This window comes from Kribbella speibonae, assembly GCF_004331375.1.
Lineage (GTDB): Bacteria > Actinomycetota > Actinomycetes > Propionibacteriales > Kribbellaceae > Kribbella > Kribbella sindirgiensis.
Map to the genome: position 1 here is coordinate 1,276,610 of NZ_SJKC01000001.1, position 24,501 is coordinate 1,301,110.

Genomic DNA, 24,501 nt, shown 5'->3' on the forward strand with positions numbered 1-24,501 from the left:
CCCATGAGTCATGAGCTGACGTGGCTGCTGGTCGCGGTACCGGCGGTGTCCGCGGCGATCCTGCTGCTCGGTGGCAAGGCCACCAACGCGTGGGGTCACCTGCTGGGCACCCTGGCGCCGGTGATCTCCTTCGCCTTCGGCGTCGTGCTGTTCTTCCAGATGCGAGGCCAGGGCAGCGAGGAGCGGTCCGAGACGGTCCGGCTGTTCGAGTGGTTCTCGGTCGGCAGCATCAAGGTCGACTTCACGCTGCTGATCGACCCGCTGTCGATCCTGTTCGTGCTGCTGATCACGGGTGTGGGTTCGCTGATCCACATCTACTCGATCGGCTACATGGAGCACGACCCGCGCCGGCGGCGGTTCTTCGGCTACCTGAACCTGTTCATCGCGTCGATGCTGCTGCTGGTCCTCGCGGCCGACTACCTGCTGGTCTTCGTCGGCTGGGAGGGCGTCGGTCTGGCGTCGTACCTGCTGATCGGCTTCTGGCAGCACAAGAACTCGGCCGCGGTCGCCGCGAAGAAGGCGTTCGTGGTGAACCGGGTCGGTGACATCGGCCTCTCGCTCGCGGTGATGAGCATGTGGGCGCTGTTCGGGTCCTCCGCGTTCTCGACCGTGAACGCCGGCGCCGAGCACGTCTCGAGCACCTGGGCCACGCTGCTCGGCCTGATGCTGCTGCTGGCCGCCTGCGGTAAGTCCGCGCAGGTGCCGCTGCAGTCCTGGCTGCTGGACGCGATGGAGGGCCCGACCCCGGTGTCGGCGCTGATCCACGCGGCGACGATGGTCACGGCCGGCGTCTACCTGGTGGTCCGGTCGCACGCGATCTACGAGGTCACCGACGCCGCGTCCACCGCGGTGGTGATCGTCGGTACGGTCACCGCGCTCGCCGGTGCGATCATCGGTTGCGCCAAGGACGACATCAAGAAGGCGCTGGCCGGTTCGACGATGAGCCAGATCGGCTACATGATGCTCGCCGCGGGCCTCGGCCCGGCCGGGTACGTGTTCGCGATCTTCCACCTGCTCACCCACGGCTTCTTCAAGGCCAACATGTTCCTCGGCGCCGGATCGGTCATGCACGGCATGAACGACGACGTGAACATGCGCCACTACGGCGCGCTGCGGACGCCGATGAAGATCACCTTCGCGACCTTCGCCTTCGGCTACCTGGCGATCCTCGGCATCCCGCCGTTCGCCGGCTTCTTCAGCAAGGACAAGATCATCGAGGCCGCGTTCGCGGACAACACGGTGATCGGTCTGTGCGCGCTGCTCGGCGCCGGCATCACCGCGTTCTACATGACGCGGGTGATGCTGATGACGTTCTTCGGCAAGAAGCGCTGGGCGGACGACGTGCACCCGCACGAGTCGCCGGCCGTGATGACGTGGCCGCTGATCATCCTGGCGGCGCTGTCGCTGGGCGGCGGCGCGCTGTACTTCGCGGGGCACTGGATCGTCGACTGGCTGGAGCCGATCGTCGGTCACGAGGAGCATCACCCGCCGGTGAGTGCCCTGGTGATGACGCTGATCACCCTCGCGGTGGTTGCCGTCGGCATCGTCATCGCGGTGCTCAAGTACCGCCGGGACATCCCGCGGGAGGCGCCCGCCGGTTCGCCGGTCACCGTCTTCGCCCGCCGGGACCTGTACGGTGACGCGCTGAACGAGGCGGTCCTGATGCGGCCCGGGCAGTATCTGACCCGGACGCTGGTCTGGCTCGACAACCGGGGCGTCGACGGCCTGGTCAACGGCCTGGCCGCACTCTTCGGCGGTCTGTCCGGCCGGCTCCGCCGGTTCCAGACGGGCTTCGTCCGTTCGTACGCACTCAGCATGGTCTTCGGCGCCGCATTCGTGGTCGTCGCCCTCCTCGCGGTGAGGTTGTCGTGAACATCGGTTGGCTGACCCTGTTACTGCTCCTGCCGTTCGTCGGGGCCATCGCGACGATGCTGGTGCCGAAGGCGAAAGCGCTGACGGCCAAGCAGGTCGCGCTCGGGTTCTCGCTCGTCACGCTGGTGCTGACCGCGATCGTCGCGATCGGCTACCACCGCAACGGCGCCGAGGACTACGCCGAGACGCACACCTGGATCAAGGCCTTCGGCGCGCACTACGCGCTCGGCCTCGACGGTGTCGGCATCGTGCTGGTGGTGCTGACCGCGCTGCTGACGCCGATCGTGCTGATCGCGTCCTGGAACGACGCCGACAAGGGCCGCTGGTCGGAGAAGTCCTTCTTCGCCTGGATCCTGGCCCTCGAGGCGCTGTCGATCGGCGTGTTCTCCGCGACCGACGTGTTCCTGTTCTACGTGCTGTTCGAGGCCACGCTGATCCCGATGTACTTCCTGATCGGCGGCTTCGGCGGCCCGCAGCGTTCGTACGCCGCGGTGAAGTTCCTGCTCTACTCGCTGCTCGGCGGTCTGCTGATGCTGGCGTCGGTGGTCGGCCTCTACGTGCTCTCGGCCAAGTCGGGCGAGCCGTCGTACCTGCTCACCGATCTGATGAAGCTGGACATCAGCCAGAACACCGAGCGGTGGCTGTTCCTCGGCTTCTTCTTCGCGTTCGCGGTGAAGGCGCCGATGGTGCCGTTCCACACCTGGCTGCCGGACGCGGCCGGTGAGGCGACACCGGGGACGTCGGTGCTGCTGGTCGGCATCCTGGACAAGATCGGCACCTTCGGGATGATCCGGTTCTGCCTGGGCCTGTTCCCGAACGCGTCCGAGTGGGCCACCCCGGTCGTCCTGGTGCTGGCGCTGATCTCGGTGCTGTACGGCGCGCTGCTGGCGATCGGCCAGACCGACATCAAGCGCCTGATCGCGTACACCTCGATCTCGCACTTCGGCTTCATCGTGATGGGTATCTTCGCGCTGACGTCGCAGGGCCTGACCGGGTCGACGCTGTACATGTTCAACCACGGTCTCTCCACCGCGGCGCTGTTCCTGGTCGCCGGGTACCTGATCTCCCGGCGCGGTTCCGCGCGGATCGCCGACTACGGCGGGGTCGAGAAGGTCGCCCCGGTGCTGGCCGGCACGTTCCTGTTCGCGGGACTGTCCAGCCTGGCGCTGCCGGGTCTGTCGCCGTTCATCTCCGAGTTCATGGTGCTGGCCGGGACGTTCAGCCGGCACAAGGTGATCGCGGTGATCGCCGTCCTCGGTATCGTGCTGGCCGCGCTGTACATCCTGCTGATGTACCAGCGCACGATGACCGGTCCGGTCCGCGACGGGATCGAGAAGCTGAAGGACCTGAACGCGCGTGAGGTACTCGCGATCGCGCCGCTCGTGGTCCTGATCATCGGGCTCGGGATCTTCCCGAAGCCGGTGGTCGACATCATCAAGCCCGCGGTCGACGAGACCATGCAGCGGGTCGGCGTGACCGACAAGGCACCGCAGATCCCCGTGACGGAGGGACAGAAGTGAGCGCGATGTTGCTGCCGCTGGCGGACTTCACGGCGCCCAAGATCGAGTACAACGAGCTGGCTCCGCTGCTCGTCGTGTTCGGCGCGGCGTGCGTCGGCGTCCTGGTCGAGGCGTTCCTGCCGCGGCCGTTGCGGCACCTGGTGCAGCTGGCGATCACGGTGGTCGCCGTGGTCGTGTCCGGTGTGCTGACCGGCATCCTGATGAACGGCAAGAAGGAACTGCTGGCCGCGCAGGGTGCGATCTCGGTCGACGGCCCGGCGCTGTTCACCTGGCTGATCCTGCTGGCGCTGTCCCTGATCAGCGTGCTGCTGTTCGCGGAGCGCTCGATCGACGGCGGCCTGTCCGCCTTCGCCGGCCAAGCGGCCGCCGTACCGGGGTCCGATGCCGAGCGCGAGGGTACGGCGGCGCGGATCGAGCACACCGAGATCTTCCCGCTGACGCTGTTCGCGGTCGGCGGCATGATGCTGTTCGCGGCGTCGAACGACCTGCTGGTGCTGTTCGTCGCGCTCGAGGTCTTCTCGCTGCCGCTGTACCTGCTGTGCGGTCTGGCGCGCCGTCGCCGGCTGATCTCGCAGGAAGCCGCGATGAAGTACTTCCTGCTCGGTGCGTTCTCGTCGGCGTTCCTGCTGTTCGGGATCGCGCTGCTGTACGGGTACGCGGGCACGATGTCGCTCGGCGGGATCGCGGACGCGCTCAGCTCGGACACCGGAAGCGACACGATCCTGCTCGCCGGTACCGGCCTGCTGGGCGTCGGCCTGCTGTTCAAGGTCGGCGGCGTACCGTTCCACTCCTGGACGCCGGACGTGTACCAGGGCGCTCCGACCCCGGTCACCGGGTTCATGGCGGCCTGCACCAAGATCGCGGCGTTCGTCGGCCTGATGCGGGTCTTCTACGTCGCGCTCGGCGGCTCGCGCTGGGACTGGGCGCCGATGATGTGGATCATCGCGATCCTCACCATGGTGGTCGGTTCGATCGTCGCGATCACCCAGACCGATGTGAAGCGGATGCTGGCGTACTCCTCGATCGCGCACGCGGGCTTCCTGCTGACCGCGTTCGTCGGCCTCGCGCAGGCCGGGAGCGGCGTCCACAACGGCATCACCTCGACGCAGGCGGTGCTGTTCTACCTGGTCTCGTACGGCTTCCCGACGATCGGCGCGTTCGCGGTCGTCACGCTGGTCCGCGACGCGGGCGGCGAGGCGACGCACCTGTCCCGCTGGGCGGGCCTGGGCAAGAAGTCGCCGCTGCTGGCCGGGATCTTCGCGTTCTTCCTGCTGTCCTTCGCCGGGATCCCGCTGACCGCGGGCTTCACCGGCAAGTGGGCGGTCTTCAGCGCGGCGTGGACCGGTGGCGCATGGCCGCTGGTCGTCGTCGCCGTACTGTCCAGCCTGGTCGCCGCGTTCTTCTACGTCCGCGTGATCGTGCTGATGTTCTTCTCCGACCTGCCGGCCGACGCGCCGGACGTGGCGCTGCCGGGCTGGCAGACCACGTCGGCGGTCGCCCTGGGTCTCGCCGCCACGGTGGTTCTCGGTCTGGTTCCCGGACCGGTGCTCGACCTGGCGGCCCGAGCTGGTGAGTTCATCCGTTGAGTCCGACCCCGCTGCCGGCCGAGAGCCTGGGATTCGAGTTCGCCGACGCGGCGCTCGAGTCCCGGGTCCGTGCTGGGCTGGAGCGTGTGGAGCAGGCGTTGCTCGACGCGACCCAGTCGGAGGCGCCGTTCGTCACGGCGGCCGCCCAGCACGTCATGGTTGCCGGCGGCAAGCGGTTCCGGCCGTTGCTGGTGCTGCTGGCGGCGGAGTTCGGTGCTGACGTCTCGTCCGACGATGTCGTGAAGTCGGCCGTTGTTGTCGAGCTCACGCATGTGGCGACGCTGCACCACGACGACGTGATGGACGAGGCCGCGCTGCGGCGGGGTTCGTCGACGGCGAACGCGCGCTGGGACAACTCGGTCGCGATCCTGTCCGGTGACTGGCTGTTCGCCCGCGCGTCGGACCTGGTCGCGGACCTCGGACCGGAAGCGGTCCGGATCCAGGCCCGGACCTTCGGCCGGCTGGTCGAGGGCCAGATCCGCGAGACGATGGGTGTCGGCGAAGGCCAGGACCCGTTGAAGCACTACCTGTCGGTGGTCGCCGACAAGACCGGTTCGCTGATCGCGACGTCCGCGCTCTTCGGCGCCCGGTACGCCGGCGCGCCTCTCGAGGTGCAGGAATCGCTGCGGGCGTTCGGCGAGGAGATCGGCGTGGCCTTCCAGCTCGCCGACGACCTCCTGGACATCGCGTCGGAGTCGGGCCAGTCCGGCAAGACCCCCGGCACCGACCTCCGCGAGGGCGTCCCGACCCTCCCGGTCCTGATCTTCCGCGCCCAGGCAGACCCCACGGACCCCACGGACGCCCGCCTCCTGGACCTCCTGGAATCCGACCTCTCCGACGACGCCCGCCTAGCGGAAACCCTCGACCTACTCCGCTCCCACCCCGCCTTCCGCCAGGCCGAAGACGACGTACGCCGCCGCGCAGCCGACGCCCGCAAACTCCTAACCACCCTCCCCGAAGGCCCCGGCCGAGAAGCCCTCGACGCCCTCTGCGACCTGGTAGCCACCCGCAACGTCTGAGCCAACGCTCGGGTCTGAGAACAGAAAACGGTGTCTGGAAACAGGTAATAGCCTGTCTCCAGACACCGTGCGATGTCTCTAGACCGTCAGGAGGGGTACGCGACGCGCAGGCTCTTGATGGCGCCGGAGGGGAGGGTCCAGCTGGCGGAGGCGAAGCCTTCGTCGTAGCCGGTGTCGAAGTCGCGGGATACCGAGCGGGACCAGCTTGTGGTGGGGCGCGGGCAGGTGGGGGTGCAGAAGGTGGTTGTCTTCGAGGTGCTTGTGCCGTTGATGACGTGGCCGACGCGGACCCAGCGTGGTTCGATCGTCTGGCCTGCGGCGGGGTTGATGATGAGTTGGCCGCGCTCTTGGTAGTACGTGCGGTAGCCGCGTTCGTACCGGTTCACGCACACCTTGCCAGCGACATACGTCAGGCACCGGGTCGCCAGCTTCGTCCAGGAGCTCCAGGAGGCGCCGACGTCGCCGTAATCGCCCCAGGTGACGTAGGTGCTTTCGGACGTCAGGGTCGGGGACCAGGAGGACGTCCACGCCGTCGTCTTCGGTTCGCACTCGCCGGTGGAGCAGAACTCGACGTTCTGGCTGTTCCAGTTGTAGTGGTCCGGCGTGATCGACTGGCCTGCGACGGGCGCGACGGAGGTGCGCCCGCGGTAGCCGGTGATCGAGCCGGTGTCGGTGACGCGCTTCTGGACCTCGGCGCAGACCGAGCCGAGCTCGGCGCCTTCCGGGGTCTTCAGGGTCTTGCAGTTCTTGTCGTGGGCCTGCCAGGTGGTGGCGGCTTCGGCGCCGGCGGAAACGGCCACGAGGGTGGCACCGGCGACGGCCAGGGCGGCCAACGCGGCAAGGACTTTACGCACAGTTCCATCCAGAGTGTGTGAGGGGTCGGGTCAGCTGCGAACAGTAAGCACCCGCTGGAACAAACCGCTGCCCGTACTCGACCCGTACCCAACGCTGCGACTGTGTGCGATGCTGTGCCGACTATGGGTGAGCGGGATGTTGCGTTGCCGGTGGTGGAGCTGACGGTCGAGGCGTTGGCCGAGAGTGTGTTGCTGCATCTGCCGGCGTTGACCGACGCGCTGGTCGAGACGATCTACGAGCAGAACCCCGCGTATCGCGAGATGGGTGCGGTACCGCGGCAGGACCTCTGGCGGTCGTGTCATGACAACGTTGCCCGCGTCGTGCAGATGATTGCCGACAGCGACGACCACTTCGATGCGGCGCAGGCGACCGGCCGGCGGCGGGCGGAGCAGCGGATGCCGCTGGACGACGTACTGAAGTCCTTCCGGCTCGGCGGGCGGTTGGTGTGGGAGGCGTTGATCGACGAGGCCCGCGCCCAGGGCGTGGTCGAGTCCGCGGCGTTGCTGGATGTCGCGAGCAAGGTCTGGGAGGTCGTCGACCGGACGTCCTCGCAGGTCGCGGCCGCCTATCACGTGGCCGAACGGCAACTCGTCCGCGCCGACGAGCGCCGCAGATCGACCCTCTGGGAGGGCTTGCTGCACGGTCCGGGGAAGGACCGGGCGTTCATCCAGGAGGCGGCCACCGTCCTCGACGTGCCCGTGCACGGCGGCTATGCGGTGGTCGCGATCGACAACCTGATCGACGACGAGTGCACGACATCCCTGTTCGTACGGCGCTTTGCGGGTCTCCGGATCGCTTCCGCGTGGCAGGTGCGTCCGCAGACCGTTGTCGGATTGCTTGCCGTGGGCACGGAATCCCCGGTCACGGTGCTCCGCACGCTGCGTGACGTCGTCCACGCGCCGGCCGGTCTGTCCGGCGTCGTCTCCGGTCTGGCCGAGGTGAACAGTGCGTACCGGCAGGCGATGCTGGCCCGCCGTACGCTCCCTGCTGGTCAGATCGACGTGGCAGCGCTGACCGAGCGGCTGCCCGAGGCGTTGTTGCTCAGCGCACCGGAGTTGGCCGAGCAACTGGTGCAGTACTGGCTGCTGCCGCTGATGACAGTACCCGCGGCCGAACGCGAACTGTTGCTCGACACCCTGGACAAGTGGGTGCTCGCAGCAGGTTCCGTACGTCGTACCGCGGACCTCGCGCACTGTCACCGCAACACGGTCATCAACCGCCTGCACCGGGTCCATCAGATCACCGGCCGTAACCTCAGCGACGAAGGCCTCCACGTCGAGCTCGGCCTTGCGTTGCGTGCTTTCAGGCTGTTCCCGCCTGCCGCGTGACCGAAGGGTCAGGCTGTGCGTTGTGCACAGTAAGACCGCGCAAAACGTGGGCATCGTGGCCATGCCGCCGCGCCGACAGCGGTGCCAGACTGCGTTCCCAGCATTGCTCGAGCACGGAGGATCCCCATGGCCGAACATCGTCGTTCGTTGGATCGACCAAGCGATCAACCGGACGGCAGACGCGGCCTGCTCGGTCGGCGCAAGGTCCTCGGCTACCTGATCGCGGCGCCCACCCTCGCGGTCGGCGTGAGCTGGCTGACGAACGAGTCCGACCCGCGCGCGGCCGATGCGGCGGTTCCGTCGCTGCCGCAGCCGGCGGACATCTTCGACCTCGGTGACCTGCAGAACCTTGCCGCGGCGCCGACGTCCGGGCTGATCACGGTCCAGCTGAAGTCCGACGGCACCGCGTACTTCGCCGTTCCGCGGACCGAGGTCGGCCAGGGCATCACCACCGCGTTCGCGATGATGGTCGCCGAAGAGCTGGATCTCCCGATGAGCAAGGTCGAGATCGCGCTCGCCGACGCCCGGCCGGAGCTGTTGATGAATCAGCTGACCGGCGGCTCGAACTCGATGCGCAGCATGTACCTCCCGGTCCGCACGGCCGCCGCGGTCGCCCGGCAGCGCCTGGTCGAGACGGCCGCCACACACTGGGGTGTCGACGCCGCCAAGGTGACCACGCGCAAGGGTGTGCTGAGCGGTCCGAGCGGCCGTACGGCGACGTACGGCTCGCTGGCGAAGCTCGCCGCCACCGCGCAGACGATCACGGTGTCCGCCGAGCTCAAGGATCCGTCCGAGTTCAGCGTTCTCGGGAAACCGCGGAACCGCATCGACGGCCACGACATCGTCACCGGGCGCAAGCAGTTCGCGATGGACCTGGACGTCCCGGGCGCGAAGCCGACGATGGTGGCCCGGCCGCCGACGATCAACGGCACGCTGAAGTCGATCAACAACCTCGCGGCGCTGCGGGCGCTGCCGGGGATCACCGACGTCGTTGGGATCACCCACGGTGTGGCGATCCGCGGTGAGACGTTCGGCCAGTGCATCGACGCGATCCAGAAGGTCGACGCGACCTGGGGCCCGGGCACCGTGGACGGTGAGTCCGATGCCACCGTGCTGGCGAAGCTGCGCGCGGCCCAGCTGCCGATGGCCGCGCCGTCGCTGCCGTTGCTGACCAAGACGATCGACGCCGAGTTCGTGTTCGCGTTCGCCAGCAACAGCCCGCTCGAACCGGACTGCGCGATCGCGGACGTCGGCCCGGACAGCGCCGAGATCTGGTCCTGCCTGAAGGTGCCGATCGTTGCCCAGGAAGACATCGCCAAACAGCTCGGGCTGCCGATCGACGCGGTCAAGGTGCACGTGACCCAGGGCGGCGGTTCATTCGGCCGGCACCTGTTCCACGACGTCGCGGCCGAGGCGGCCGAGATCTCGCAGAAGATGGGCAAGGCGGTCAAGCTGTCCTGGTCCCGTACCGACAACTTCCGCCAGGGCCGCACGCACCCGATGTGTACGTCCCGGGTCCGGGTGAACTACCTGGCCGGCAACGTGCTCACCTACGAGCAGCGGCACACCAGCGTGGAGACCGACTTCGGTCACGGCCTCGGCGAGATGATCACGGCGTTCGCGGCGGACATTCCAGTCGGCGGCAACCTGTCGTTCGCCGAGACGATCTTCGCGCTCACCCAGTCGTCGCCGTACAACTTCGGCGTCACGACCCAGCTGCTCAACGAGATCCCGCTGAAGTTCAACACCGGCAGTATGCGCAACATCTACTCGCCGAACGTGGTCTGCGCGGAGGAGCTGATGGTCGACCAGCTGGCCGCGAAGATGGGCCAGGACCCGGTCCGGTTCCGCCGCAACTTCCTCAAGGACCAGCGGCTGCTTGCCGTCCTGAACAAGGCGGCCGAGGTCGGCAACTGGGGCAAGGCGATGCCGAAGGGTACGGCGCAGGGCGTCGGTGTGCACTCGGAGTACCGGGCGGCCGTCGCGACTCTGGTCGAGATCGACTGCCGGCCGGAGACGGTGAACCGGCCGGTCGAGGGCGAAGGTGTGACCGGTCCGCGGGTGACCAAGGCGGTGATCGTCGTCGACCCGGGGTTCTGCATCAACCCGCGCGGTCTGGAGGCGCAGATGTTCGGCGGTCTGCAGGACGCGATCGCGCTGGCGCTGACGTCGAGCCTGCACATCAAGAACGGCATCCCGCTCGAGGGCAGCTGGGACAACTACTTCTACACCCGGGAGTGGAACTCGCCGCTGGACGTGCAGGTGGTGATCATGCCGAACACGAGCGAGAGCCCGAGCGGTGCCGGTGAGTTGTCAGTGGCTCCGGCGTTCGCCGCGATCGCGTGCGCCTATGCGCGGGCGACCGGCACGTTGCCGACGTACTTCCCGATCAACCACGGCAAGCTCAGCTTCGAGCCGTTGCCGTTGCAGCCGTCCACCCCGCAGTCGCCGACCGACGGCCTCGACCACACGTTCTGAGGAACCCATGCCTACGCACACTTTCAAGCTCAACGGCAAGCAGATCAGCGTCGAGGCCGAGGACAACGTCCGGCTGCTGTGGGTTCTCCGGGACCTGCTCGGCGTCACCGGCCCGAAGTACGGGTGCGCGCTGGAGGTGTGCAAGTCGTGCACCTCGCACATCAACGGCAAGGCGTTCAACCCGTGCTCGGTGCAGGTGAAGGACATCGCGCCGGCGGACGAGGTGACCACGATCGAAGGGTTGCCGGCGACGGTCGGCAAGGACCTGCACCCGATGCAGGAGGCGTGGCTGAAGTACGACGTCGCGCAGTGCGGGTACTGCCAGCCCGGCCAGATCATGGCGGCTGTCGCGAAGGTCAAGCAGGCGCAGAAGGAGGGCCGCGACATCACCGACGCGGACCTCGACGAACTGCGCAACATCTGCCGCTGCGGCACGTACACGCGGATTCGCGAAGCGGTGAAGGCGGGCGCGGAGGACATGGGTGCGTGACGTTCTCCAGCAGGTCCGCCCCTGGTCCGGAGAGCGGTTCGCACTCGCCACGGTGATCGACACGTTCCGCTCGGCTCCGCGGCAGCCCGGCGCGACGATGGCGGTGTCGGGCGACGGCGTGGCGGTCGGCAGTGTGTCCGGCGGGTGCGTCGAGGCGGATGTCTACGCGGTGGCCGAAGAGGTCATCCGGACCGGGGTTCCGGTGGTACGGCGGTACGGGATCTCCGACGACGACGTGTTCGCGATCGGGCTCACGTGCGGCGGTCTGCTCGACGTACTGGTGGAGCCGGTGGATCAGGCGTCGTACGCGGAATTCGGCGCGGTCGCGGACGCGATCGAGTCGGGCCGGCCGGTGGCGGTGGCGACCGTGGTCACGGCGGGCGAGCGCCTTGGCCGACGGCTCGTCATCGGCACCTCGGCCACCGGCAGCTTGGGAGATGCGGGTCTGGACGCTGCGGTGGTCGAGGACGCGCTGGCGATGCTCGACACCGGTTCCACCGCGATCCGTGAGTACGGCGTCCACGGGGAGTGTGGCCGTACCGACGTCGCGGTGTTCGTGCAGGCGTTCACCCCGCCTCCGCGGATGTTCGTGTTCGGGGCGATCGACTTCGCGGCCGCTGTGGCGCGGGTCGGCAAGTTTCTCGGCTATCACGTGACGGTGTGCGACGCCCGCGGCGTGTTCGCCACCCGGGCGCGGTTCCCCGAGGCGGACGAGGTCGTGGTCGACTGGCCGCATCGGTTCCTGGCCGGTGCACTCGACCAGGTCGATCGCCGTACGGCGTTGTGCGTGCTGACCCACGACCCGAAGTTCGACGTACCGCTGCTGGAACTCGCGTTGCGGACCGACGCCGGGTACATCGGTGCGATGGGCTCACGGCGTACCCACGACGATCGGCTGGCCCGGTTGCGGGCCGCGGGGGTGACGTCAGCCGAGCTGGCCCGGCTGACGTCGCCGACCGGCCTCGACCTCGGCGCCCGGACGCCGGAGGAGACGGCGATCTCGATCGCGGCCGAGATCATCGCTTCGAGGACCGCGGCGAGTGCCCGTCCACTGTCCACCACCACGGGGCGGATCCACGGCGAGGCGGGCCGGCTCGTCAGTGCGACATGAGCTGACGCACTGACGGGCGGTGGTCCTCGACGTACCCGCCGTCGGGGCGCCGGACGATCCGGCCGGTCTCGATACCGTGCGTCGCGATCTCCGTGTCGCGTTGCTCGAGCCCTAGGCAGATCCGGCGGGTGATGACCAGGGCCGCGGGCGGGCCCAGGATCAAGAGGATCTGGAACACCCGCAGCAGCGTGTTGAACGAGAGATGGAACTGTACGGCGATCGTGTCGGCGCCGGCGGCCGCCCACAGGACGCCGTAGAAGACGATGCCCGCGACGCCGATACCGGTCCGGAGCGGGATGAGGCCCGGCATCCGTTCCTCGATGAACGGGTAGACCGCGACGAGTGCGAGGAACAGCGTGCAGAGCGCGACCGGCAGCAGGACGGCGAGGCTGATCGTCCTTCCCCACCAGACGACCTCCCATCCGGGGGCGAGCCGGAGCGAGCCGTCCAGGAACGCGAGGTACCAGGCCGGGCCGACACCGGCCGAGGTGTCCGCCGGGTCGGCTGGGCCGTACAGCCAGATCGGGTTGATGGTCGCCGTCGCGGCCATCACGAACGAGACGCCGACCACGAAGCAGAACAGGCCGGCCCGCTTGATGACGGCCACGGTCGCCGCACGTCCTACGACGCGTTCTTCAGGCTTCCGCCGGAGCGCGATGAACAGTCCGATGAGTACGACCGGCAGGACCGCGATGTGCAGCGGGTAGAACCGCGAGATCACATCGCCGGGGAAATCGCCTCCGAACAGCAGCGACGACAGCGACGAGCCGACGAACGGCGTGGCCTGCAGGACACCGTCGAGTACGGCGAGACTCGTCCCCGACGCCATGTCGTCCGGGAGCGAGGTGCCGGTGAGGGCGGCGCCGAGCGTGATGACCAGCAGGCCGAAGACCACCAGCCAGTTGAGGCGTCGCGGCCGACGGAACCCGGCGGTGAAGAACAACTGCAGCAGATGCAGCGTGATCGCCGCCACCATGATCAGCGTGGCCCAGTGGTGGACCTGGCGGATCAGCAACCCGCCACGGGTCTCGAACGTGATCGCCAGCGTCGAATCGAGCGCCCGCGACATCTCCGTCCCGCGCAACGGACCGTACGGCCCGTCGTACACGACCTGCTCTGTCGACGGCTTGTAGTCCAGCATCAGGACCACGCCGCTGAACAGAAGCACAACGAAGCTGTAGAAGGCGATCTGGCCGAACAACAACGACCAGTGGTTGGGAAAAACTCTCGCTCGCAGGTTGCTCAAAGGACGCTGCATGCTCGACCTCCCTCGGTCACCCATACGACACCGCAGCACCCAAGAATGTGACACCCCGTGTCGCAAATCACTGCCGGCGGTGCTGCCAGGTGGGGCTTTCGACGTAGTGGTTGTCGTAGAGGTCGCTGGTCTTGGCGACCTCGGACCAGTCTGTTTCGCCGCGGTAGGCGCCTTCCAGGAGGCGGTAGTAGCCGAAGCGGGGCTTGGCCTGTGTGAGGACGAAGAGCACCTCGGCCGTCTCGTCCCCGGCTGCCTCGAAGGCGTGCGGCGTGTTCGGTGGGACCAGGAGGAAGTCACCGTGCTCGAGCACGACCAGCTTCTCACCGGTGAGCACCCGGAGCGCACCGCCCAGCACGAAGAACAGCTCAGCAGCCTCACGGTGCAGGTGCGGAGGCGCACCCTCCTTACCAGGCTGGAACACCGACCGATGGCTAGTCAGATGCCCACCGGTATCAGGCACATCAGCCAACAACGTGACGCCACTCGCGGCCAGGGTCTCGGCTTCATTGCTACGGATTAGAACGGTCATGGTGATTCTCCTTCAGTTGCTGAGGGCAAGGGCTTTGGTGCGGTGGCCGGTGAGGGCTGCTGCGGCGGTGATGAGGACGCCGGCGGCGGCCAGGAGGATTGCGGTGCGGAGGCCGGTGATGGGGTTGGGGTGGTTGGCGGCGGCTACGAGTACGGCGAGGCCGACTGCGTTGCCGACCTGTTGGCCGGTTGATGCGGTGCCGGAGCCGACGCCCTGGTGTTCGGCCGCGACGCCGGTCGACGCGGCGGCGTACATGGTGGTGAAGGCGCTGCCCTGGCCGAGTCCGAGGATCAGCAGGGCCGGTACGAGGACGACGTACGACGCGCTTGTCGAGATGATCAGGCCTAGCCAGGCGACGCCGACCGCGGCGAGGGCCAGGCTCGACGCGAGCGTCACGTGCAGGCCGAACCGCGTCGCCAGCCGTCCGCCGAGGTTGGCGCCGACGAAGATCGCGACCGTCGGTACCAGGTACGCCAGACCGGTCTGCAGTGCGTTGTAGCCGTGCACCTCCTGGAAGTAGACGGTTTCGAAGTACAGCAGCGGACCGAGCGTCGCAGCGAAGAGTGTGATCACCAGAACGCCGGTGCGCAGGTTCCGGATCCGCAGCAAGTCCAACGGCAGCAGGGGATCCGCCGACCGGGACTCGATCACGACGAAGCCCACGAGCAGTACGACGCCGATCGCGCCGGCCGCCAGACTGTCGCCGCTCCACCCGGTGGCAGGCCCTTGCACGAGCGCGAACACCACGGCCGTGATTCCCGCGGTCGCCGCCAGCGCACCAGGTACGTCGAACCGCCGCCCGCTCCGCGCCGACCCGTCAGCTGGAATCAGCCTCACCGCGGCCACCACACCAGCAGCGGCCAGCGGCACGTTCACGAAGAAGATCGCGGGCCACCCGAACGCTTGCGTCAGGACGCCGCCGAGCAGCGATCCGAGCGCCATGCCGCTGCCACCCGCGGCGCCCCAGATCGAGAACGCGCGGTTGCGTTCCCGGCCCTCGGCGAACAGCGTGCCGATCAGCGAGAGCGTCGCGGGTGCGAGGACGGCGCCGCCGAAGCCCTGCACGGCGCGGGCGCCGACCAGGAGGCCGGGATCGGTCGCGAGTCCACCGGCCAGCGACGAGACGCCGTACAGACCGAGACCGAGAACGAACATCCGGCGGCGGCCGAGCAGGTCGGACATCCGGCCGCCGAGCAGCAGGAACCCGCCGAACACCACGGCGTACCCGCTGACCACCCATTGCAGGTTGTGCGGTGCGAACCCGAGTTCGCGGCCGATATCCGGTACGGCGACGAACACGATCGTGTAGTCGATCGCGATGATCAGCTGCGCGAACGCGAGCAGCGCGAGGATCATCGGCTTATTCAGGATATTAGACATCCAGAATCAACTCCTGGGTAAAAGGCGAAGGTGCGGTGAAGCTCAGAGGTTGGCGAACCGGTTGCGGGTGTTGCTCGGTGCATTCGGGTTGAGCCGGACGACCTCCGCGGCGATGTCCGCGATCGAGCGGTTCGCCAGCTCGCGGCGGTAGGTCAGCTCGGCGCCGCGCATCGCCTGCGAGATCACGCAGATCTTGGTGTAATCGGCGCGCGCGTCGGCGCCCGGACCCTCCTTGAGGATCTCCATGCAGCGGAACGCGTCGTCCGGCCCGTCGATCGCGACGACGATGTCGAGCAGGCTGATGTCACGCGGGTCGCGGGCCAGCTGGAAGCCGCCCTTCGGACCCGAGACCGAGGTGAGGATGCCGGCCCGGGTGAGCGCCTGGAGCTGCTTGTTCAGGTACGCCGTGGGCAGGTTGTAGAAGGCCGCGAGCCGCTTGGCGGTGACCGCCTCGCCGGGCGCCCAGCTGAGGTTCACGCAGCTGTGCATCGCCCACTCGACGCCTTCGTTCATCTTCATAACCTGGATACTAAATGTCCTGAATGCCCGCCGTCAAGAAGCACTTTGGGCACCCACCAACCATCTTCGCCGGCGCGAAACGGTTGGTGGGTGCCCAAAGTGGGGTCAGGTCAGCTGCCGACGCGGCCGCCGTCGCGGCGCCAGACGCAGGCGATCGCGGGGCGCGGGAACTTGTCGGTGTGCGGCCAGGTCGAGGTCGGCTTCTCGAAGGTCGCGGCGTCGGTCTCGCCCGGGTGCTGGACGGCGACGAACGCGGTCTTGTCGTCGTCGGACACCAGCGGCCCGCACGCCTCGGCGGCGAACGGCACGGACAGGAACTGCTTGACCTGACCGCGGTTCGGGCCCGCGACCGGGACGGTGAAGATGCCGTCGTTCGAGCCGAGCACATTGCCGTCGGTGGAGATCCACAGGTTGCCGGAGCCGTCGAACGCGACGTTGTCCGGGCAGGAGATCGGGCTGACCTTCGACTTGTCGAAGCCGCCGAAGTACGTCTCCTGCGCGGCCGGGTCGCCGCAGACCAGGAACAGGGTCCAGAAGAAGCCCGTCTTGGCCGCGTCGTCACCCTCCTCGCTGAGCTCGAGGATGTACCCGTTGCGGTTGCCGGCCTTCTCGATCAGCGGCCCGCCCAGCGACTCCCGCACGTGCGAGACCGCGAGCGGGTTCGCCTCGTCGACCGGGAAGCTGCCGCCGCGCTTGTCGTTGTTCGTCAGCGCCGCGTAGATCCGGCCGTTGACCGGGTTCCGCTCGACGTCCTCGGGGCGGTCCATCCGGGTGGCGCCGACCTTGTCGCCGGCGACGCGGGTGTTGATCAGCACCTCCTGCACGGACATGCCGTCGACGAACGACTTGGTGTCCGAGGTCAGCGGGATCCACTGCCCGATCCCGTCGTACACGCCGTCCGTGCTGCCGTCGCCGGTGAACTTGGCGACGTACAGCGTGCCCTCGTCGAGCAGGCCGAAGTTGTTCTTGCGGTTCTTCGGGTCGTACTTGTTGGCCGAGACGAACTTGTAGAGGTACTCGCCCTTCTCGTCGTCGCCGGTGTAGACCGCGATCCGCCCGTCGGCGGTGATCGTGGTGGTCGCGCCCTCGTGCTTGAGCCGGCCGAGCATGGTCCGCTTCTTCGGCGTCGACCGCGGGTCGTACGGGTCGACCTCGACCACCCAGCCCGACTTGTAGACCTCGGTCGGCGTCTTGGTCAGGTCGAACCGCGGGTCGACGATGCTCCACTGCCGCGCGGACTTGGTGACGGTCGTCGGTACGCCGTACCGCTTGTACGAATCCACGTGCTCGGCGGGGATCGTGCCGCTCACGTCGTAGTACCCGTTGAAGTTCTCCTCGCCGGACAGGATCGTGCCCCACGGCGTGACGCCGCCGGAGCAGTTCCCGAAGGTGCCGTAGGCAACCTTCCCGACACGGGCGTCCGCGGCGCCCGGCCCGGTCACCTCGAACTTGGTGGACGCGGTGATCCGGCGGTTGTAGCGGGACAGCTGCTTGTCGCGGCGCCACTCACCCTTGCGGCCGACGCGCTCGATCTGGACGACGGCCATCCCGTGCGCGGCCATCCCGATCTTCGCGATCTCGGCGGCCGAGTATTTGCCGGTCGGGAACATCAGGTTCTCGTCGGTGTACTCGTGGTTGCAGACCAGCAGCGCGAGCCGGTCGTCGCGCAGCGGCACGATCATCGTGTAGTCGTTGTTATACCCGAACTGCCGCGCCTGCGCCTCGGCGGACTGCTTGTAGGGGTCGAACTTCGGCGCACCCGGCAGCACCGGGTCGCCCCAGCCGATGATCACGGCCTGGTCGTACCCGTGCGGTACGACGATGTCGTCCTGGCGGTTCGGCGGTACGACGCTGTGCGTCAGCTCACCGCGGTGCGGGAAGCCCGGGAAGGAGCCGTTGCCGGAGTTGCCGGACCCGTGGCTCACCTGGTCCGCGATGGCCGGCGCGTTCACCGCGAGGGTGGCGACACCGGCGGCGCCGACACCGGCCGCGCCGATCGCGAGCACCTTGCGGCGGCTGAACGCGGAGCGCATCACGGTCTGGATGTGCTCGTTGCCGGACGTGTTCGGCTCGGGGTGGTCGCACTGGTTCGCGCACTTGTACTCGCAGGTGCGCAGGGAACGGGACCCGTGGCGGGTGCCGATCTGACTGATCAGCGGCAGGAACTTGGTCACGATCAGCGACCCTAGGGAAGCTGAGAGCCTTCTCAGTGAAGGTCAGGTGAACGTCACGCGGCTTAGGTTGACCTAAGAAAGCGAAGCGCGGTCGAACAATCACACTGCGGAAGCAGTGACCGCGGTGCGTTCGAGGGCGACGTTGCGGCGCCGGGTGTGCATGCTGTCGAACGTGAACAGCGCCAGCGCGACCCACACCAGCCCGAAACCGAGCCAGCGCATCGGCGTCATCCGCTCGTGGAAGATCACCAGACCGCAGACGAACTGCATGATCGGCGCGATGTAGTTCAGCAGCCCGAGCGTCGTCATCGAGACCCGGGTCGCCGCGGCGCCGAAGAGCAGCAGCGGTACGGCGGTGATCGGCCCGGTCAGCAGCACCAGCACGAGGTACGCCGTACCGTGGTGGGTGACTGTCGTGTCTCCGTGCAGCCCGAGCGCGACGATCCCCGCGACCGCGAACGGTACGACCGTGCCAGACTCGATCGCCATGCCCTCGATCGCGCCGGCGCCGGCCTTCTTCTTCGCCAGCCCGTAGAACCCGAACGAGAACGTCAGGATGATCGCCACCCACGGCGGCCGCCCGTTCTCGACGGTCAGCCCGGCGACGGCCACGAACGCGATCCCGAGCGCGGTCCACTGCATCGGCCGGAGCCGTTCCTTGAGGACGAAGACGCCGAGCAGGACCGTGAACAGCGGCGTGATGAAGTACCCGAGCGAGGTCTCCACGACGTGACCGTTGTTGACAGCCCAGATGTAGGTGCCCCAGTTCGCCGAGATCAGGAACGCCGCCGCGATCAACGGCCACCGCCGCCGCGGTTCCGCGAGCAGGGCCTTCACGCCGGCGAACTTCCGCAGTACGGCGACCAGGACCACGATCGTGACCAGCGACCAGAGCACGCGGTGTGCCAGCAGTTCGAGCGCCCCGGACTGGTCGAGAAGCTTCCAGTACAGCGGGAACAGACCCCAGATCAGGTAGGCGGCAAACCCATAGGTGAATCCCTGTCGCTGTTCCGGCACCCCGTCAGCCTAATCCTCCGACAGCCGCATACAACTCCTTTGCTCATGACGTGAGACGGCTGCGGCCTGCCGGCTCGCTACTCTGTGCGCGCTTCGGTCACGGACCACAGGAGGAATCGGATGGCGCAGTCCCGCGGCAAACTCATCGACGAGTTGACCGACGACATCACCCGGTCGGCGCTCGCATCGGCCAATCTCACCGCGGAGGATCGCGTGCTGGCCGGGGAACGCGTCCGGCAGGCGATCGCGGCGGAGGCCATGGGCGCGCACCGCGACGTGGTCGCGGTGACGGTCGACAAGAACAGCCCGGCAGCCGAGCCGTTCGGCGACTACCTGCACAGCAGCCCACAGAGTCGACCCCAGCCGGCCGCCGACTCGCCGTCCCGGAAGCTTGCCGTGGAGCTGCTGGCTGCCGACAGCCGGACGAACACCATGGAACCGGAGCCGGCCAACCGTGCGCAGGAGTACATCGCGCACGCAGTCACGGTCGCCGCGGCGGCAGCTGCCAAGAAGACGCCCAGTGGCCCGTCCCAGGCACCTGCTGCCGCCAGGGGCGCTGCTGCTGCCGCGGCTGGCCCGGTGGCCGTCCCGGTGGTCGCTGCCAAGGCAGGGTCTCTGCAGGACAGGCGCGGGCCGTCCATCGGGTGACAGGTGACGTGAGACCCCTGGTGTGATGCGGTTGGATGGAGGGGTGAACACCAGGAGGCGCGCGTGGGTGTGAGGACCGGTCTGGTCTCGGTGACGTTCCGGCAGTTGCCGGTCGACCAGGTGGTGGAGGAGGCGGCGAAGGCCGGGCTCGCTGCGATCGAATGGGGCGGTGACGTGCACGTCCCGCTCGGCAACCTGGTCAATGCCAAGCGCGTGCGGAACCTGACCGAGGTCCATGGCCTGCAGGTCGCGGCGTACGGCTCGTACCTGCGGGCCGGCAGCGTGGACCGCGAGGAGATGCGCTCCGCGATCGCGACCGCCGAGGCCCTCGGCGCGCGCCGGATCCGGGTCTGGGCCGGCAACGTCGGTACGGCGGACGCGGGCGTCGGCGACCGGATGGCCGTCACCCGTGGACTGGGCGAACTCGCCGACATGGCCGCAAGCGCGGGCATCGAGATCGCGATGGAGTTCCACCGCAACACGCTCACCGACGAGGTCGACTCCACGATCACACTGCTGCTCGACGTCGGCGCGCCGAACCTCACGACGTACTGGCAGCCGCCTGTCGATCTCGACGACGCGGCGTGCCTGCAGCAGCTCGATGCGCTGATGCCGTGGCTGAGCACCGTGCACGTGTTCTCGTGGTGGCCGTCCAACAACCGGCTGCCGCTGGCGGCCCGGGAGTCGCTGTGGCGGCCGGTGCTCGACCGCCTCGCCGCCGAACCTCGCGAGATCAATGCCCTCCTGGAGTTCGTCGCCGACGACTCACCCGAGCAGCTCACGAAGGACGCCGCCGACCTGCACAGCTGGGTCTAGGTCCTAGTCCGGTAGGTAGATCGCCAGGATCAGCGTTCCCTTGGTGGGGTTGCCCTCGTCGAGCGTCAGCGTGGCGCGCTCGGTGGGGCCGGCGCCGTGGGCCTCCCGCGCGAGGCCCGGGCCGCCCTCATCCGACGCGATACCGGCGGTCGCCTCGGTTTTGCCGAGCGTGAGGGTGGCCCGGAACCCGCCGCCCGTGCCGAGCGGCGATCCTCCGTAGGAGACGACGTACGGCTGATTCGCCGGAGTGTCGATCCAGACGCTTCGGTCCGGGCCGGGCGCGGTCTTCACCTCGGCGAGCCGGTAGCGGTACCCGGCCACCTCGGTCTGCTCCGGGAGCTCCATCCCGTCGATGACGCGCTGCTTCCCCTGGAAATAGACGCCCAGACCCAGCCGGACGTCCGACGGCAGCTCGGGGAGGACGAGATTCGGGCTGGTCGGTATGACCTTCGCGACCACGTCGACGCGCTGCCCCGCCGGTACGGGCGAGTCGATCGTGAGGCTGCTGCCCAGCACGGCGTCGGTTGAAACCGCCTCGCAGGTGGCCGTGTGCAGCTTCGAGCCGACACGCATCTCCACGGTGTACGGCGGGTTCTGGCCGTCGGAGCCGGCGTTCGCCGTACAGAACGGATGCAGGACCAACCTCGCTCCGGTCGCAGTGAAGCTGTACCGCACCTCGAGGCGTCCGGGGTCGGCGACCGCCGCTGCGGCCAGGGTGTCGCCGCCGACCGTCTTGCGGTAGACGATGCCATTCTTCTGGTAGGCGCCCGCGTCGACCGGGGCGAGTCGTGCCAGGCCGCCGTTGGTGCTCGGCGGGTCGGACGGGGTGGAGTAGATGCCGAACCAGAGCCGGCCCTCCTTGCCGATCGGCCGCCGCGAGTTCAGGTCGATCAGCTCGGCGGAGACCTGGGCCGGCTTGCCGACCGGGGAGGTCAGCCAGAAGGCCGAGTCCGGCGCGAGTGTCACTCCGCTGTCCATTGACCACGTCCCCGGGCTGGTGTTGCAGAACGCGTCGCCGACGTACCAGCCGTTGATGCGGACGCGGATCGCTGACATGCCCGCGGGGGCCTCGCAGTTGCCGTGGAAGGTGATCGAGTTCGTCGTCGGGGTCCAGGCGAACGTCAGGTTGCCCTGGCCGTGGTCGCCGATCCATGCCTTGAGCAACTTGTCGCTGCCGACCGTTCCGGGAACCGTGAGGCCGTCCCGGGTGTAGTCCTCGGGCGGGTTGTCGGCCGGCGGCGGCGTCGAGGTCAGGGAGGGCAGGAAGCCGGCCGCGACGGCAGCCACGACGGCCAGGGCGCCGAGCACGGTGAAGGTACGGCGCTGCTTGGTGCGGCGGATCTTCTGCTGCACACCGGGTCGCAGGTCGCCCGTGTGCTGGTCGGCGTCGGCGGCGCGGTTCGCGAGCTCGTCGCGCAGGTCCTGGAGGTTCATCACGGGGTCTCCAGATCTGCTGGGGAGGTGGCAAGGGAAGGGTCGAGGCGGAGCTTGGCGAGAGCCTTGGCGGTCTGGCTCTTGACGGTGCCGACGGTGCTGCCCATCAGTCGCGCGGTCTCCGCCTCGGTGAGGTCTTCGTAGAAACGCAGTACGACGACCGCGCGCTGCCGACGGGGGAGACGGCCGATGGCGTCCCAGAGGTCGAGTCCGTCGGCGCCGTCCGCGACGGGGGACTCGGGCAGTTCCTCGGTCGGGATCTCCCCGTTCCAGCGGCGGCGCCACCAGGAGGAGTACGTCGTGACCAGGATCCGCCGGACGTACGGCTCCGGGTTGTCCTCCTGGATCCGGGACCAGTGGAACCACGCCTTCGCCAGCGCGGTCTGGACCAGGTCCTCGGCCAGCGCATGGTCGCGGGTCAGAAGGTAGGCGGTCCGCAGCAGGGCCCGCGACCGTGCGGCGACGAACCCGTCGAAGGTCGCCACGCCATCAGGGCCGTCGTGCACCGCGGTCACCCCCGTCGTCAAGACGCCGTCATCGATGCTCACATCCTGCTGGACCGGCTGGCCGTCGCAGAAGGTTGCCTCGCCGTGCGGAGGTTATGTCGTGCGCGGAGGTCAGCGGTTATGTGGTGCGCTCGGAGGAGCCGCGGCGGGTAGCGGCTGGCGTGGTGAGGCGGTCGGGTGGTGACAGGTGTACGACGCGGTTCAGTTGGCCCATGTCGCGGAGGATCGTGTGGGATGCCGCGGCGGCCGCCGTGCCGGGCTGGTAGCCGGCGGCGAACCCGACCGCCTCGAACATGTCCACGTCGTTGCTGCCGTCCCCGACCGCGACCGTGCGTTCGCGCGGGATCCCGAGTTCCTCGTTCCACCCGCGGATCGCGGTGACCTTCCCGGGACCGTCGATCAGACCGCTGACCTCGCCGGTCAGTACGCCGTTCTCGATCCCGAGCTTCCCGGCCGCGTACCGCTCGACTCCGAGCCGCTCCGCGAGCGGCCCGACGACGGCGTCGAACCCGCCGCTCGCGATCGCGACCTCATGGCCTGCGGCCTTCAGCTCGCGGATCAGCTGCTCGGCACCTTCACTCAGCTCGATGGTCTCCGCCACCTGGCGGACCAGTGACGCGTCGACACCACGCAGTACGGCGATCTTGGCGCGGATCGACGTCTCGTAGTCCGGGGCGTGGACCGCCTGGACCTCCGGCAGCCGCCCGGCCAACTCGGCCAGCGTGTCCAGGGTGTCGTGCTTGCTCAGGGTCTTGTCGACGTCGAACACGAACAGATGCCGCTGCATCGGAACCATCGGCTGCTGCGGGTCGGTCGTCCGGCTTTCCGGAGCCAGCGCACGGTCCATCGTCGAGGCGACCTCGTTCCGCAGCGACGGCAGCCACTGCCCGCGCGCCGGGTCCCACACGCCGTTCGACGGATCGGACGCACCATCCAGGAAAGTGCTGATGGTTTCCGTCATTTCCTTGAATTCCGGGTAGTCCTGGAGCTGCGGGATCCGCGCCCGCAGCTGTCGGAAACCCTGGTCCCAAAGGATTTCGGTCTCGTCGTCGCGGGCCGGTGCCTGCCCGTAGAAGCGGTACGGCTGCGGCGGGCCGGTGCGGCCGGCCTCGCGCCAGTGCCAGTTTTCCGCGAGCGCTTTCCGGAGTTTCTCGCCGTCCACCGGACAGGTCCGCGCGATGTAGTACAGATCGGCGATGTCCTTGAACCGGGGCGCGGCGATGCCGTCACCGACGCCCGGCTGCAGGGCGAGGGCCGCCATCTTGTCCGCCGCGAGGTCCGCCACCGGTCGCAGCAGCGGCGTGATCGGCTCGAGTCCGGGGAGCCGGACGCCGACGATCGACCGCCGGGCCCGTTCGGGCTCGCTGGACCGCTGGATCATGGTCGGCATCTTCACGTCGACCTCGATCGTGAAGGCGTCGCCATCGCGCCGCAGGCCGAGCGGTCCGCGGCTGTCGTCGACCGGCTGGACGTCGATGGTGAAGACGACGTGCCCGCGGCCGGCGACCTCGATGTCGCGGGTCGTGTAGCGGACCAGCCCGCCGAGGCCCTCGCCGCCGTCGAGCGGGTTCTGCCGCATCGGTGCGGCCGCGAGGACGGTTTCACGGACGCGGGCCAGGTACTCGTCGTCCGGCAGTTGCTCGTTCGGGTCGTAGTAGACGTCGAGGTCGTTGGCGGTGCGCGCCATCGCGTAGACCGGGTCGATCCCGGACTCGCCGTCGGTGGTCCCGGACCAGGACTCGGCGTACGCCGGAAGCGGATTGGAGCCGGTGTTCTTCCAGGCGTCACCGTCCTGGTTCAGCTGGGAGAGGAAGTCACCGACGGTCAGTTGCCGCTTGGCGCGGTCGACCGGGAATCTCGGGCTGCTGATCTGCTGCAGATGCCCGATCAGCCGGGCCCAGCGCGGAAAGGCGCCACGGAACTGGTCACGGTCCAGGTGACCCTCGTACCCGGGCATGCCG

20 protein-coding genes are annotated in these 24,501 nt (G+C 68.5%); 10 read left to right on the plus strand and 10 right to left on the minus strand.

Annotation, left to right across the window (positions count from 1 at the left end; genetic code table 11):
* Positions 1-3 precede the first annotated feature (3 nt).
* Genes nuoL through E0H92_RS06405 form a run of 4 tightly spaced genes read left to right on the plus strand, consistent with a single transcriptional unit; the run spans position 4 to position 5,997 of the window.
* A complete protein-coding gene (gene nuoL, locus E0H92_RS06390) occupies positions 4-1,872 on the plus strand; it encodes an NADH-quinone oxidoreductase subunit L (RefSeq protein ID WP_131469032.1) in 1,869 nt (622 codons plus the stop codon).
* Positions 1,869-3,392, plus strand: coding sequence for an NADH-quinone oxidoreductase subunit M (locus E0H92_RS06395; RefSeq protein ID WP_131469034.1), 1,524 nt, complete (start codon positions 1,869-1,871; stop codon positions 3,390-3,392). Before nuoL ends, E0H92_RS06395 begins: the two co-directional genes overlap by 4 nt.
* Before the next feature lie 5 nt (positions 3,393-3,397).
* Positions 3,398-4,978 carry an NADH-quinone oxidoreductase subunit NuoN gene (gene nuoN, locus E0H92_RS06400; protein WP_131496456.1) on the plus strand — a complete coding sequence of 527 codons (1,581 nt, stop codon included), beginning with the start codon at positions 3,398-3,400 and terminating at the stop codon, positions 4,976-4,978.
* The gene (locus tag E0H92_RS06405) at positions 4,975-5,997 is read left to right on the plus strand and encodes a polyprenyl synthetase family protein (protein ID WP_131495659.1); all 1,023 of its coding nucleotides are present in this window, start codon (positions 4,975-4,977) and stop codon (positions 5,995-5,997) included. Before nuoN ends, E0H92_RS06405 begins: the two co-directional genes overlap by 4 nt.
* Positions 5,998-6,083: 86 nt before the next feature.
* On the opposite strand, the gene E0H92_RS06410 is transcribed toward E0H92_RS06405, so the two are convergent.
* Positions 6,084-6,851: a hypothetical protein gene (locus tag E0H92_RS06410; protein WP_131495660.1), complete on the minus strand. Its 768-nt coding sequence runs from the start codon at positions 6,849-6,851 to the stop codon at positions 6,084-6,086.
* Positions 6,852-6,974: 123 nt separating this feature from the next.
* Here E0H92_RS06410 and E0H92_RS06415 point away from each other — a divergent pair, with 123 nt between their 5' ends.
* The 4 genes from E0H92_RS06415 to E0H92_RS06430 all read left to right on the plus strand — a co-directional run bounded on the left by E0H92_RS06415 (position 6,975) and on the right by E0H92_RS06430 (position 12,259).
* The gene (locus E0H92_RS06415) at positions 6,975-8,180 is read left to right on the plus strand and encodes a PucR family transcriptional regulator (RefSeq protein ID WP_131465372.1); all 1,206 of its coding nucleotides are present in this window, start codon (positions 6,975-6,977) and stop codon (positions 8,178-8,180) included.
* Between the two features lie 147 nt (positions 8,181-8,327).
* The gene (locus E0H92_RS06420) at positions 8,328-10,658 is read left to right on the plus strand and encodes a molybdopterin cofactor-binding domain-containing protein (protein WP_238173328.1); all 2,331 of its coding nucleotides are present in this window, start codon (positions 8,328-8,330) and stop codon (positions 10,656-10,658) included.
* Positions 10,659-10,665: 7 nt separating this feature from the next.
* Complete coding sequence (locus E0H92_RS06425; protein WP_131495662.1) at positions 10,666-11,148, plus strand: (2Fe-2S)-binding protein; 483 nt, start codon at positions 10,666-10,668, stop codon at positions 11,146-11,148.
* Positions 11,141-12,259, plus strand: coding sequence for an XdhC family protein (locus E0H92_RS06430; protein WP_131465376.1), 1,119 nt, complete (start codon positions 11,141-11,143; stop codon positions 12,257-12,259). The genes E0H92_RS06425 and E0H92_RS06430 overlap by 8 nt, the downstream gene beginning before the upstream one ends.
* On the opposite strand, the gene E0H92_RS06435 is transcribed toward E0H92_RS06430, so the two are convergent.
* The 6 genes from E0H92_RS06435 to rarD all read right to left on the minus strand — a co-directional run bounded on the left by E0H92_RS06435 (position 12,246) and on the right by rarD (position 19,136).
* A complete protein-coding gene (locus E0H92_RS06435) occupies positions 12,246-13,517 on the minus strand; it encodes a cytochrome b (protein WP_131495663.1) in 1,272 nt (423 codons plus the stop codon). The two genes, E0H92_RS06430 and E0H92_RS06435, sit on opposite strands and share 14 nt — an antisense overlap.
* Positions 13,518-13,584: 67 nt before the next feature.
* Positions 13,585-14,046: a cupin domain-containing protein gene (locus E0H92_RS06440; protein ID WP_131495664.1), complete on the minus strand. Its 462-nt coding sequence runs from the start codon at positions 14,044-14,046 to the stop codon at positions 13,585-13,587.
* Positions 14,047-14,058: 12 nt separating this feature from the next.
* The gene (locus E0H92_RS06445; RefSeq protein ID WP_131495665.1) at positions 14,059-15,426 is read right to left on the minus strand and encodes an MFS transporter; all 1,368 of its coding nucleotides are present in this window, start codon (positions 15,424-15,426) and stop codon (positions 14,059-14,061) included.
* A 42-nt stretch (positions 15,427-15,468) separates the two neighbouring features.
* A complete protein-coding gene (locus E0H92_RS06450) occupies positions 15,469-15,945 on the minus strand; it encodes an RrF2 family transcriptional regulator (protein ID WP_131495666.1) in 477 nt (158 codons plus the stop codon).
* A gap of 110 nt (positions 15,946-16,055) precedes the next feature.
* Entirely contained in the window at positions 16,056-18,119 is a 2,064-nt protein-coding gene (locus E0H92_RS06455) for a PhoX family protein (protein WP_238173329.1), read from the minus strand.
* Between the two features lie 99 nt (positions 18,120-18,218).
* A complete protein-coding gene (gene rarD / locus E0H92_RS06460) occupies positions 18,219-19,136 on the minus strand; it encodes an EamA family transporter RarD (RefSeq protein WP_131495668.1) in 918 nt (305 codons plus the stop codon).
* Positions 19,137-19,256: 120 nt separating this feature from the next.
* Between rarD and E0H92_RS06465 the strand changes: the two genes are divergently transcribed.
* Together E0H92_RS06465 and E0H92_RS06470 are read left to right on the plus strand one after the other, a co-directional pair.
* A complete protein-coding gene (locus E0H92_RS06465) occupies positions 19,257-19,784 on the plus strand; it encodes a hypothetical protein (RefSeq protein ID WP_131465388.1) in 528 nt (175 codons plus the stop codon).
* A 63-nt stretch (positions 19,785-19,847) separates the two neighbouring features.
* Positions 19,848-20,600, plus strand: a complete 753-nt coding sequence (locus tag E0H92_RS06470; RefSeq protein WP_131495669.1) for a sugar phosphate isomerase/epimerase family protein — start codon at positions 19,848-19,850, stop codon at positions 20,598-20,600.
* Between the two features lie 3 nt (positions 20,601-20,603).
* Here the strand turns inward: E0H92_RS06470 and E0H92_RS06475 are convergent, their stop codons facing one another.
* The 3 genes from E0H92_RS06475 to E0H92_RS06485 form a co-directional block, all read right to left on the minus strand.
* Positions 20,604-22,037, minus strand: a complete 1,434-nt coding sequence (locus E0H92_RS06475; RefSeq protein ID WP_165549706.1) for a hypothetical protein — start codon at positions 22,035-22,037, stop codon at positions 20,604-20,606.
* Complete coding sequence (locus tag E0H92_RS06480) at positions 22,034-22,582, minus strand: SigE family RNA polymerase sigma factor (protein WP_337590461.1); 549 nt, start codon at positions 22,580-22,582, stop codon at positions 22,034-22,036. The genes E0H92_RS06475 and E0H92_RS06480 overlap by 4 nt, the downstream gene beginning before the upstream one ends.
* A 76-nt stretch (positions 22,583-22,658) precedes the next feature.
* Positions 22,659-24,497, minus strand: coding sequence for an HAD-IB family phosphatase (locus E0H92_RS06485; protein WP_131495671.1), 1,839 nt, complete (start codon positions 24,495-24,497; stop codon positions 22,659-22,661).
* Positions 24,498-24,501 lie beyond the last annotated feature (4 nt).